The 11,968-nt window shown below is 73.6% G+C and carries 10 protein-coding genes, 2 tRNA genes and 1 pseudogene; 9 read left to right on the top strand and 4 right to left on the bottom strand.

Annotation, left to right across the window (positions count from 1 at the left end; translation table 11 throughout):
• On the top strand, positions 1-319 hold a 319-nt coding region (locus PD653B2_RS24660; protein ID WP_165763269.1), incomplete at its 5' end, for an HNH endonuclease signature motif containing protein.
• Positions 320-501: 182 nt separating this feature from the next.
• Here PD653B2_RS24660 and PD653B2_RS00535 read toward each other — a convergent pair.
• On the bottom strand, positions 502-873 hold the full coding sequence (locus tag PD653B2_RS00535; protein ID WP_085870380.1) for a YrdB family protein: 372 nt from the start codon (positions 871-873) through the stop codon (positions 502-504).
• Between the two features lie 33 nt (positions 874-906).
• On the opposite strand from PD653B2_RS00535, the gene PD653B2_RS00540 reads away from it, so the two are divergent.
• The 8 genes and pseudogenes from PD653B2_RS00540 (at position 907) to PD653B2_RS00575 (ending at position 7,677) form a co-directional block, all read left to right on the top strand.
• The gene (locus tag PD653B2_RS00540) at positions 907-1,776 is read left to right on the top strand and encodes an alpha/beta hydrolase (RefSeq protein WP_085870381.1); all 870 of its coding nucleotides are present in this window, start codon (positions 907-909) and stop codon (positions 1,774-1,776) included.
• Between the two features lie 25 nt (positions 1,777-1,801).
• The gene (locus PD653B2_RS00545) at positions 1,802-2,320 is read left to right on the top strand and encodes a ribose-5-phosphate isomerase (protein WP_085870382.1); all 519 of its coding nucleotides are present in this window, start codon (positions 1,802-1,804) and stop codon (positions 2,318-2,320) included.
• Positions 2,313-3,162: pseudogene (locus PD653B2_RS00550) on the top strand (Fpg/Nei family DNA glycosylase). The gene PD653B2_RS00545 and the pseudogene PD653B2_RS00550 overlap by 8 nt, the downstream one beginning before the upstream one ends.
• 29 nt (positions 3,163-3,191) lie before the next feature.
• On the top strand, positions 3,192-4,295 hold the full coding sequence (locus PD653B2_RS00555) for a PP2C family protein-serine/threonine phosphatase (RefSeq protein ID WP_085870383.1): 1,104 nt from the start codon (positions 3,192-3,194) through the stop codon (positions 4,293-4,295).
• 111 nt (positions 4,296-4,406) lie between these two features.
• Positions 4,407-4,480, top strand: a tRNA-Gly gene (locus PD653B2_RS00560).
• A gap of 46 nt (positions 4,481-4,526) precedes the next feature.
• Positions 4,527-4,599, top strand: a tRNA-Pro gene (locus PD653B2_RS00565).
• A gap of 61 nt (positions 4,600-4,660) precedes the next feature.
• The gene (gene tig / locus PD653B2_RS00570) at positions 4,661-6,058 is read left to right on the top strand and encodes a trigger factor (RefSeq protein WP_085870384.1); all 1,398 of its coding nucleotides are present in this window, start codon (positions 4,661-4,663) and stop codon (positions 6,056-6,058) included.
• Positions 6,059-6,087: 29 nt separating this feature from the next.
• Entirely contained in the window at positions 6,088-7,677 is a 1,590-nt protein-coding gene (locus PD653B2_RS00575) for a serine/threonine-protein kinase (RefSeq protein ID WP_085870385.1), read from the top strand.
• Between the two features lie 12 nt (positions 7,678-7,689).
• On the opposite strand, the gene PD653B2_RS00580 is transcribed toward PD653B2_RS00575, so the two are convergent.
• The 3 genes from PD653B2_RS00580 to PD653B2_RS00590 are packed head-to-tail and all read right to left on the bottom strand — an operon-like array spanning position 7,690 to position 11,937.
• Positions 7,690-9,759 (bottom strand): transglutaminaseTgpA domain-containing protein, encoded by a 2,070-nt coding sequence (locus PD653B2_RS00580; protein WP_085870386.1) that lies wholly within the window; start codon positions 9,757-9,759, stop codon positions 7,690-7,692.
• Positions 9,756-10,937 carry a DUF58 domain-containing protein gene (locus PD653B2_RS00585; RefSeq protein ID WP_085870387.1) on the bottom strand — a complete coding sequence of 394 codons (1,182 nt, stop codon included), beginning with the start codon at positions 10,935-10,937 and terminating at the stop codon, positions 9,756-9,758. The genes PD653B2_RS00580 and PD653B2_RS00585 overlap by 4 nt, the downstream gene beginning before the upstream one ends.
• A gap of 10 nt (positions 10,938-10,947) precedes the next feature.
• Positions 10,948-11,937 (bottom strand): AAA family ATPase, encoded by a 990-nt coding sequence (locus tag PD653B2_RS00590; protein WP_085870388.1) that lies wholly within the window; start codon positions 11,935-11,937, stop codon positions 10,948-10,950.
• Positions 11,938-11,968: the final 31 nt, after the last annotated feature.

Raw genomic sequence — 11,968 nt, forward strand, 5'->3', positions numbered from 1 at the left:
CGACCTCAACGAACACCGCTGGAACCAGGGCCACGACCCCACCCCACTGCTGCGCGAACAGGTGAACCTCACCCACCCCACCTGCGTGTTCCCGCACTGCACCCGACCATCCAGGTCCTGCGACGCCGACCACATCATCGACTACGACTCCGGCGGACCCACCTGCTCCTGCAACCTCGCCCCCCTGTGCCGCCACCACCACCGCCTCAAGACCCACGGCGGCTGGACCTACCAACGCACCACAGCCCGGGTGTTCCGCTGGACCAGCCCCCGCGGGCACGTGTACGTCCACGACCTCACCCACCCACGACATACCTGACCCACCGACCCCGCCGGCCACGGCCGACGGGGCCACAACCATGCCGACGCTGGGAGACTCGTGGGGTGGAGTACGACCCCAGTCAGTTTCGTGGCACGGCGCGGTACTACCGGGGTGGGCGTCCGCCGTACCCGGCTCGGCAGAGGTGTTCGTGACCGTGGCGACGCCGGGGACCGGCGCGCTCAGCGCCCGGCCGGCGGCCGAGCCCCGCTGACCTGACCCGGGAGGGCCGCGATCGACGGGAGCAGCGCGAGCGCGTTCACGACCACGGAGAAGACCAGCAGCGCGAGCGCCCACGCCGGGTGCCCGGCGTCCCACAGGGCCCACGAGGCGAGCCCGAAGACGATCACCTTCACGACCGGTCGCCGGACCGGCCCGCCGTACGTCGCCTTCGGCGACGCGACCAGGAACCATGCCGTCATCGCGGCGAGCGGAAGCAGCCAGACGAGCAGCCAGCGGGGGTCGTGCGCCCACCCCCAGACACCGAAGGCGGCGACCGCGAGCAGCTCGTCGAGGAAGACGAGCGCCAGCACCCACCATCCGAGAAACACCATGGGCACATCCTCGCGGGTCACTACGGTTTCACCATGCTGTTTCCCGAAGCCCGTCGCGCCGTCGAGGCCGCGGCCACCGACGTCCCCGTCTGGACCGAGGGCTACGACATCGACGCGGCCCGGGCGGAGGCCCGGGCCGCGGCCGCGGCCGACCCGCGCGAGGAGGTCGGCGAGGTCCGTGACGTCGACGCCGACGGGGTCCGCTGCCGGGTCTACGTGCCCGATGGCGCGGACGCCGGTCTGGTGATTCACCTGCACGGCGGTGGCTTCGTGTTCCACGACATCGACGTCCACGACGCGGGGGCGCGACGGCTCGCGAACCGGTCCGGGATGTCGGTGCTGAGCGTCGACTACCGCAGGCCGCCCGAGCACCCGTTCCCGGCCGCGCCGGACGACGTGTCCGCGGCGGTGGCCTGGGCCCGGCGCAGCACCGACGGGCCGTTGTTCGCGCACGGCGACAGCGCGGGCGGCAACCTCGCCCTGGTCGCGGCGCTGCGCCACCCGGGCGCGTTCGCGGCGGTCGCACTGATCTACCCCTTCCTCGACCCCACCGCCGGCTTCGAGTCCTACCGGACCGCCGCCGACGGGTTCGACCCGCGCGAGGCCGCCTGGTACTGGCAGCAGTACGCCGCCGCGCCCGCCGACCTGACCGACCCCGACCTGGCCCCGCTCCTGTCCGACCGGCTCGGCACCCTGCCGCCGACACTGGTGGTGACCGCCGAGCACGACCCGCTGCGCGACGAGGGCGAGGCGCTCGCGCAGCGGCTGGCCGAGGAGGGAGTCGCGGTGACCGCCACCCGCTACCTCGGTCAGATCCACGGCTTCTGGCGCCACGACCGCGTCTTCACACCCGCCGAGCCGCTCATGCGCCAGGTCGCCGGCTTCCTCCGGCTGCACGGCTGAAGGTCCCTGCTGACAGGATGGTGCCATGCGCGTGCACCTCGGCTGCGACCATGCCGGACTCGATCTCAAGGAACACCTCACGGGTTGGCTGACCGCCCACGGCTACGAGCCGGTCGACCACGGCCCGTTCGTCTACGACGCCGTCGACGACTACCCGGTCTTCTGCCTCCGCGCCGCCGCGGGTGTGGCCGAGGACCGGGCCGCCGGCCTCGACAGTCTCGGCGTCGTCATCGGCGGGTCGGGCAACGGCGAGCAGATGGCGGCGAACAAGGTGCGCGGCATCCGCTGCGCCCTCGTCTGGTCCGAGGAGACGGCCCGGCTCGCCCGCGAGCACAACGACGCGCAGGTCGTGTCGGTCGGCGGCCGGATGCACTCGCGCGAGGACATGACCCGCTTCGTCGAGGTCTTCCTCGCCGAGCCGTTCAGTGGCGACGAGCGGCACGTACGCCGGATCGGCCAGCTCACGTCCTACGAGGAGACCGGCGTCCTCCCGCCGCTCCCCGCGTCGGCACAGCTGTCCGGCGACGCCCCGGCCGATGCCTGAGGGCCACACCCTCCACCGCCTCGCCGACGAGATCTCCGCGACCTTCGCCGGCCGCGTGGTGCGGGCGGGCAGCCCGCAGGGCCGCTTCGCCGACTCGGCCGCGCTCGTGGACGGTCAGGTGCTGGTCGGCGCCGAGGCCTGGGGCAAGCACCTCTTCATCGGCTTCCCCGACGACCGCTTCGTGCACGTCCACCTCGGGCTCTACGGCAAGTTCGACGTCCACTCCGGTGTCGAGCACGTGCCGGAGGCGGTCGGCCAGGTCCGCCTCCGCCTCGTGGCAGCTGACCGCGACCGGCACGCCTACGCCGACCTGCGCGGTGCGACCACGTGCGAGCTGGTCACCCGCGAGCAGCGGCAGGCGGTCTTCGACCGCTCCGGGCCCGACCCGCTGCGGGAGCACGCCGACCCGATGCTCGCGTGGGAGCGGATCCGGCGCAGCAAGGCGCCCATCGGCGGGCTGCTCATGGACCAGTCCGTGCTCGCCGGGGTCGGCAACGTCTACCGCGCCGAGCTGCTGTTCCGGCACCGCATGCACCCGCTGCGCCCGGGCCACACGCTCCGGGTCGGCCAGTGGCGCGCGATGTGGGACGACCTCGTCGAGCTGATGCGCGAGGGGGTCCGCACCGGCCGGATCGACACGGTCCGCCCCGAGCACCTGCCCGAGGCCATGGGCCGCCCCCCCGCGCAAGGACGACCACGGCGGTGAGGTCTACGTCTACCGGCGCACGGGCCAGCCCTGCCACCTCTGCGGGACCCCGGTCCGCACCGAGGTGCTCCAGACGAGAAACCTGTTCTGGTGCGCGCATTGCCAACCTCGGTTCCGGTCGCGAGCACTACGATGACGCCACCCGATCAACGAGGACCGACCACGATGACCGCTCGCCCTGAGGCAGTCCGGCCCGCCCGGTCCTCGTGGAGGAAGTCCGGCCTGCGCCGGACGCTGCGCCACGGTGTCGCCCCGCAGAACCGGACGATCACCTGGCTGGTCGCCCTCACGGCGGCCGTCACCGCCGCCATCGTGGCCTGGCCGACCGTCGTCCCGATGACCACGCTGATGGTGCCGTTGCTGCTCGGCAGCCTCCTCCTGGGCCCGCGCCAGCTCCCGTGGTTCGTGGTCTTCCTGATGGTGATGCTGATGCTCGCCATCGCCCGCCAGCAGGAGATCACCCCGCGGACCGTGGTGGCGATCGCGATCCTCTTCCTGCTCTGCTTCATCGTCCTGGTCACGTCGTTCCGCCGCTCCCGCCTGGGAGTCGCGGGGGTGCTCGGCGAGTCGATGCTGGTCGACCTGCGCGACCGGATCCTCAACCAGGGCGGTGTCCCGTCGCTGACCGACGAGTGGCTGGTGGAGATCGCGCTGCGCTCCGCCGGGGGTACGCCGTTCGCCGGCGACTTCGTCGTCTCCACCCGGCCCCGCCACAGCAACCGGGTCGAGATCGCGGTGGTCGACGTGTCCGGCAAGGGCGAGCAGGCCGGCACCCGAGCGCTGCTCCTGTCCGGCGCGTTCGGCGGGCTGCTCGGCGCGCTGCCGCCGGAGGAGTTCCTGCCGGCGGCCAACGACTACCTGCTGCGCCAGGACTGGGAGGAGGGCTTCGCGACCGCCCTGCACCTCTCGCTCGACACCGAGACCGGCCAGTTCGAGGTGCGTACGGCGGGCCACCCGCCGGCCGCCCAGCTCGATGCGGGCTCCGGTCGCTGGACGGTCCACGAGGGCGACGGCCCGGTGCTCGGCCTCATCGAGGACGCCGAGTTCAAGATGGTCGCCGGCGTGATGCGCCACCGCGACGCGCTGCTGCTCTACACCGACGGCATGGTCGAGACACCCCGCCGCGACATCGCGCTGGGCATCGACCGGATGCTCGGCCAGGCCGAGCAGCTGCTGCGCGGGACCTTCGAGGGAGGCGCGGACCGTCTGGTCGACGCGCTGGGCTCGGAGAACGACGACCGCGCCTTGGTGCTGGTCCACCGGCGCTGAGCCTGCTCACCGGGGAGCCCTCGGTTGGGGCGGAGGGGTCGCGGTGTGGCACCATGACACCGCACATTTACGCCTGCGAACCCCACCCATGTTCACGGCGGATGTGTGCGCGCGGATGTAGCTCAATGGTAGAGCCCCAGTCTTCCAAACTGGCTACGCGGGTTCGATTCCCGTCATCCGCTCCAAGCAGGGCCAGGAGCGTGCCGATCACGCCCCAGGGGTCCCGTTTGGCGGGGCGTAGCGTAGTGGCTAGCGCGCCTGCTTTGGGAGCAGGAGATCGCAGGTTCGAGTCCTGTCGCCCCGACGCCCAGCAGCAGACCCAGAGACACCAGATGCACCACCACGAACGAATGAGGAGAACACCTGTGAAGAGCGCCGTCGAGACCTTGAGCCCGACCAGGGCCAAGCTGACCGTCGAGGTGCCCTTCGAGGAGCTCAAGCCGAGCCTCGACGCGGCGTACAAGAAGATCGCCCAGCAGATCAACGTCCCCGGCTTCCGCCGCGGCAAGGTCCCGCCGATGGTCATCGACCGTCAGGTCGGCCGCGGTGCGGTGCTCGACGAGGCGATCAACGAGGTCCTGCCGAAGAAGTACCTGGAGGCGCTCGAGGCGAACTCGCTCCAGCCGATCGCCCAGCCGGAGATCGAGGTGACCAAGTTCGAGGACAACGAGACCCTCGAGTTCACCGCCGAGGTCGACATCCGTCCCGAGATCACGCTGCCGTCGTACGACGGCCTCGAGGCCGAGGTCGACGACATCGAGCTGACCGACACCGAGGTCGACGAGCAGGTCGAGGCGCTGCGCGAGCGGTTCGCCACCCTGGTCGACGTCGAGCGCCCGGCCGCCGACGGCGACTTCGTCGTGCTCGACCTCAAGGCCACCAAGGACGGCGAGGTGCTCGAGGGCGCCGAGGTGTCCGGCATGTCCTACAAGGTGGGCCGCGGCGGCATGCTCGACGGCCTCGACGAGGCGCTGACCGGCATGGCCGCGGGCGACGAGAAGACCTTCCAGTCCCAGCTCGTGGGCGGCGACCTGATCGGCGAGGAGGTCGAGGTCACCGTCAGCGTCAGCCAGGTGCAGGAGCAGGAGCTCCCCGACCTCGACGACGAGTTCGCCCAGATGGCCTCGGAGTTCGACACCGTCGGCGAGCTCACCGACGACGTGCGCGAGCGCCTGGGCCGCGGCAAGCGCCTCGAGCAGGCCGCGGCCGCCCGTGACGCCGTGCTCGAGCAGCTGCTGGAGAAGGTCGACGTCCCGCTGCCCGAGGTCGTCGTCACCGACGAGCTCAACGCCCGCCGCACGAACATCGAGCAGCAGCTCGCGTACGCCGGCATCACGATGGACAAGTACCTCGAGGACGAGGGCCAGACCCTGGAGGAGTTCGAGGCCGACCTCGACCGCCGGGTCCGGGACGCGGTCGCCGCGCAGTTCATCCTCGACGAGATCGCGAAGGCCGAGGAGTTCGGCATCGACCAGGCCGAGCTCTCCGAGCACCTCGTCCGCCGCGCCCAGCAGTCCGGCCAGGACCCGCAGGAGTTCGCGAACCACATGTTCGAGCACAACCACATCCCGGAGCTGGTCCAGGAGATCCTGCGTGGCAAGGCGCTGGCCCGGATCGTCGAGAGCGCGGTCGTCAAGGACGCCTCGGGCAACGTGGTCGAGCTGAAGAACCTGCGCCCCGACGGCACCATCGGTGAGCCCGAGGCCGAGGTCGCCACGGACGACGCTGCGGACGACGCTGCCGAGGACAAGACCGAGGAGTGAGCCGGTCTGGTCCTGGGTAGAACCCCAGCGTGACCAGGCACTCGGGTGTCATCGGTGGCGAGGACGCCGCCTGGCGTCCCCCTGCGCAGACGGGCACCACCACCACGGAGTCGCTCGCCGGGTACGACCACCTCACGGAGGTCGGCCGCGGCGGCGACTCCGTGGTGTTTCGCGCCCGCGACGTCGCGATGAACCGCGACGTCGCCGTCAAGGTGCTGCAGACCGACGACGAGCGGGCCGCGGCGCGCTTCGTCCGGGAGATCGAGATCACCGTGGCGCTGGGGCGCCAGCACCCCAACATCGTCAACATCCTCACCACCGGCACGACCGAGTCCGGTCACCCGGCGATCGTCATGGACTTCTACGAGAGCGGGTCGCTCGACGACCGGCTCCGGTCGCACGGGCCGCTGCCGGTCGACGAGGTCGTCACGATCGGTGCGGTGCTCGCCGACGCGCTCGCGTTCGCCCACAGCCACGGGGTGCTGCACCGCGACGTGAAACCGCAGAACGTGCTCGTCCTGCCGACCTCGTGGGTGCTCGCCGACTTCGGGATCGCCCGGCTGGTCGACTCCGAGCACACCTCGTCGGTCGAGACGTTCACCTACCGGCACGCCTCGCCGCAGATCCTCGACGGCCAGCCGCCGACAGCCGCCGACGACCTCTGGTCCCTGGGCTCCACCCTCTACACGCTCGTCGACGGCCGCCCGCCGTTCGCGAGCGACGACCCCGACGACGACTCCGCGCTCGCCTACCTGCGGCGGGCCCGCACCGAGCCGCACCGCGCGCTGTCCGGGACGGACGCGGGCGCGCTGGCCGCGGTCGTCGATCGCTGCCTGGCCAAGGACCCCGAGAGGCGCTGGCAGTCGGCGGCGGAGCTGCGCGACGCCCTGTCCCGGCTGCGGGTGACCGCCTGGGAGCCCGGCGCCGCCCGGTCGCCGCTCGCCTCCGCGCCGGCCGCGGCACCGGCCGAGGCGCCGCCCCCGGTCGCGCCGGACCCCGTCGCCCTCTCGGTGCTGGCCCACGCGCCGCGACCGGTGGTCGACGAGTCACCGACCGGCCTCCGGCCGGTGGAGCCGACCAGCGATCCGGCACCCTCGCTCCAGCACCGCGAGCCCGCTCCGCCCGCTGCCCCGTCGACCGAGCGCCCCCACCACGGCCGACGCTGGCTGCTGCTCGGGCTCGGCGGTGCGGCCCTCCTGATCGGTCTGGTGCTCGGGATCGTCGGTGCGGTGCTCCGCTCCGACGGCGACGCCCCCCCGATCGAGACCCCCGCCGCCGACCTCGGGGCGCCGGTGCCGTCGCTGAGCTCGGCACCCACCGAGTCCGGTGAGGCGCAGCTGCGGCGGGCCGACCCCCGGCTCGCATTCGACTTCCTGAAGCTCCGCAGCGACGGCACCTCGCTGGCGCTGAAGTGGAACGACCCGAGCGACGGGGAGGGCGACTTCGTGCTGTCGCAGACGTCGCCCGAGGAGGTGCCGGAGTTCGAGTTCCGGGCCGGGACGACGGAGGCGACGGTGCCCTTCGTGATCCCCGACCACAGCAGGGCCTGCTTCGTGATGACGGTGCATCTCCCCACCGGCGAGATCGGCATCACCGACTCGCGCTGCGTCACCCGCTAGCGCCGCAGCCCGTCAACGGCCCAGCACGCGCGGGTCGAACGACCACCACCAGCGCCGCCACCACGGGAGCGAGGCGCGCGCGGCCCGGCGTACGGCCCGGACCTCGTCGGCGGGGGCCGCCGTCGGCGCCGGCGCGGGGCCGAACGCCGCCCGCTCGGCGCGGACCGCGACGCGGGTGGCCGCGTCGGTGCCGAAGCGCCGGTCGGCCCGGTCGGCGGCGTCGGGCGCGGTCTCCCAGCGCGGCGGGGTCGACCCGGCCAGCACCAGGGCGTCGTAGACCTCGGCCCACGCGCCGGTCGCGCCGCGGCGCCGATGGCGCAGGCTGCGGACCTGGCGCGCGCCGCCGAGCAGCAGGAGCGGCAGCACCAGCACCCCGCCGGCCATCACGGCCGGCACCCAGGGGGCGGCCTCGGCGGTCGCGTCGGAGGGCGGGGTCGCGTCGGCGTCGACCGGCCCGGGTGCGGTGCCGTCGGAGGGGACCGGGGCGGTCGGGGCGGGAGCCGGGTCGACCTCCGGCATCTCCCCGAGCTCGGGGCGGCCGTCGCTGAACGTGTCGTCGTGGGGCGTGGGGGAGAAGGGCACCCAGCCGAGCCGGTTGAAGTAGACCTCCGGCCAGGCCAGCGCGTCGCGGCTGCGGATGATCCGGCTGCCGTCGGGCTGCTCGTGACCGGGCCGGAAGCCGACCACCACGCGCGTGGGGAGGCCGGCCTGCCGGGCGAGGATCGCGAAGGACGTCGCGAACTGCTCGGACGTGCCGACCTGCCCGCCGGACCCGCGGCCGAGCAGGAAACGCTCGATGCGCCAGAAGGCCGAGCCCGAGATGGCCCGCGGTGACAGCCGCCGGTCGCCCTGCACCGCAGCCTCGATCGCCAGCGCCTGCTCGTACGGCGTGGTCGCGTCGGGGATGACCTGCTCGGCGTAGCGCGCCAGCTCGAAGGGCAGGTCGGGCTGGCGGAGGTAGGCCAGCGCCGGCCCGGAGGTGGGCACCGTCGCGTTCACCAGGTCCGCCGGGTCCGGGCGGTCGACCACGCCGGTGATGTCGTACGACGTGTCGGCGGCCGCGACCGGGTCGTAGAGCGTGCCGGTGCCGGTGTCGACGACCGCGTCGGGCTCGCTCACCCGGGTCGGGTCGCCCGGTGACGGCAGCCAGTTGCCGCCGAGACCCGCCAGGGTCACGGTCACCGTCGACGTCCGGCGCCGCTCCCCGGTCAGCGGCTCGGGGGAGGTCGTGCCGAGCGGGGCGTAGCGGGTCGCGGCCCGCCACTGCGCGCCGTCGTAGTCGTCCAGGGTGACCAGGCGCAGCGGCACCGCGTCGCCGGTGACCCGCAGCAGCTCCGCGTCGGGGTTGGCCGCCCAGGCGCCGAGCTGGGGCAGCGGGCTCGACGTCTCGACCACGGTCACGGGCGGGTCCACGAGGACCCGCGGGTCGTAGGGGTCCTGGCTCGGCAGCAGCGCCACGGACGCGAGGGCGCCGACCAGGACGACCAGGGCCGGGGCGGCGATCGCCAGCCGACGCCGCGCCGGCTCCGGGTGCTCGTCGAGCAGCACCCAGCCGAGGACCGCGAGCACGACGAGCAGCACGGCCAGGATCCCCGCCGGGTCGGCGCCGCCGCTGGTGAGCAGGGCGGCCGCGACGTACAGCAGCACCCCGGCGGCGACCGGCGCGACGCGGGTGCGGCTCTCGGCGCGGAGCCCGGCGAAGAGCGAGATCAGCCCGGTCAGGAGGATCGGGGCGGCGAGCAGGTCGGCGCGCACCGGGTAGGGCTGCGGCGAGGTCAGCAGCAGCGGCACGGAGTCGCTCAGGGTGCCGGCCAGCGAGGTCCCGCTGCGAGCCGACATCAGGTACGCCACGAGCACGAGCAGCAGCGCCAGCACCGACGCGGCCGCCCAGCGCGACACCCCGAGCGAGACGACCGACCGCAGGAGCAGCATCGGCACCACCCCGGCGACCAGGAGCAGGACGACCGGGAGCCAGTGGTGCCAGGCACCGGCCAGGGCGATGCCGCCGACCGCGACCAGCCCGGCCGCCCACGCGGTCAGCAGCCAGGGGGAACGGACCGGCGTCCTCGTCGCGGGGCTCATCGGGCGGCGGCCTCGTCCCAGGCGGCGGCCAGCGACAGGGAGCTCGCGCCGCGCAGGAGGGTGACGCCGGCGTGCTGCTCGGCGCTCACCAGCGGCATCGGGTCGACGACCGCGACCACGCGGGTCACGCTCCCGCCGAGGAGGAGGCCGAGCTCGTGCCGGTCCGCGGAGGCGCCGGTGACCACGACGGTGACGTCGAGGCCCGGCACGGCGTCGCGGGTCACGGTCGACTGGACGGTCTGGCCGATCTCGGCGAGCAGCCACTCGAGGTCGCGGGCCTCGCGCTGCGGGTGGCGGGTGGGTGAGCCGGGCACCACGACACGGTGCCGCCCGCTCAGGGAGGAGAAACGGAGCGGATTGCCACGGTCGACGGCCGCGCGGCACAGCGCCGCGACCAGCTCGACCGCCTCCTCGAAGAGCTCGCCCGGACTGGTCGACCCGTCGTAGCTCGGCACGCGGTCGTCGAGCAGCACGCACACGTGCGGCTCGGCGGGGTCGGCGTCCTCGCGGACCATCAGCGTGCCGGAGCGGGCGCTGGTCGCCCAGTGCAGGCGGCGCAGGTCGTCGCCCATGGCGTACTCGTGCAGACCGACCAGGTCGGTGCCGCCGTACTCCACGCTGGTGTCGGTGCCGGCGGGGGCCCGGCGGTGCCCGGGCATCATCGTGCCGAGCGGGATCCGGCGGGGGAGCACCCGCACCTCCTCGACCCGGCCGGTCGCCGTGGAGGTGGCGGCCATGCCGGCGAGCCCGTAGCGACGCAGGTGCACCGGCCCGACCGGCAGGAGGCCGCGGCGCGGGGTGGGGATGGGATAGCTGACCGACACGGTGGTCGCGCCGGCTGTGTCGGGGAGCTGGACCGGTACGAGCCTGCCGTCGACCTCGTCCATCGCGTCGAAGCGGACCAGGCCGCGGCGGCGCCGGCCGGTGACCCGGAGGGTGCCGGTGCAGGGCTCGTGTCGGACGACGACGCTCGGCTGCACCTCGCGGTGGACCTCGACGTCGGCGGTCGCGAGGACCGAGACGACCTCGGCGAGCACGACGACCAGGAGCACCGCACCGAGGCCGGCGGTGAGCGGGTAGCGCCAGCCGATCCCCGCGACGAGCAGCAGCAGCCCCAGCAGCGCGGTCATCCGGCCGCGCGCGGTCGCGACCGACCAGGCGGCGGCGGGGGAGGCCATCGGCGGGCTCCTAGTCCTGGTCGGGCTGCGGTGGCGGCACCGTCTCGAGCGCCTCCTGGACGATCGACCCGGCGGTGTGGCCGGCCAGGACGGCGTCGCGGGTCAGCACGGTGCGGTGCGCGAGCACCGACTCGGCGAGCCGCTGCACGTCGCTGGGTACGACGTAGTTGCGGCCCTGCGCGGCGGCGTACACCTGCAGGCAGCGGACCAGCGACCGCAGGCCCCGGGTGCTGGCGCCGATCCGGACCCGCGGGTCGGTGCGGACGGCGAGGCCGATGTCGCGGACGTAGCGCAGCAGGAGGTCGGCGACGTGCAGGCCGGAGAGCCGCTCGGCCAGCGCGGCGACCTCGTCGGGGGTGGTGACGACCGGGACGTCGGCGACCCGGCCCGCGGTCGAGCCGGGCCGGAGCACGTCGATCTCGTGCTCGGCGTCGGGGTAGCCCAAGGAGGTGCGGACCAGGAACCGGTCGAGCTGGGCCTCGGGCAGCCGGTAGGTGCCGTCGAGGTCGATGGGGTTCTGGGTGGCGATCACCACGAACGGGTCGGGCACCGGGTGCGCCGCGCCGTCGACGGTGACGGTGCGCTCCTCCATCACCTCGAGGAGCGCGGACTGGGTCTTGGCCGAGGCCCGGTTGATCTCGTCGGCCAGCACGACATTGGCGAAGACCGGCCCGGGGCGGAACCGGATCTGGCCGTCCCGCGGGTCGAACACGGTGGTGCCGGTGACGTCGCTCGGCAGCAGGTCGGGGGTGAACTGGACGCGGCGCACCTGCCCGCCGAGCGCTCGTGCGACGGACCGGGCGAGGGTGGTCTTGCCGGTGCCGGGGATGTCCTCGAGCAGCACGTGGCCGCCCGCGAACGTCGCGACCAGGACCAGGTCGATGACGCCGCGCTTGCCGTGGATCGAGGACTCGACCGCGTCGCCGAGCCGTTGGTGGAGGCGCCGGAACTCGGCGATGTCGTCCTCGGTGGGACTGAACGGTGCGACGACTGCGGTCACGGGAGTCTCCTGGGTCTGGACTGGTTCGGGG

This window comes from Nocardioides sp. PD653-B2, from assembly GCF_002117935.1.
Lineage (GTDB): Bacteria > Actinomycetota > Actinomycetes > Propionibacteriales > Nocardioidaceae > Nocardioides.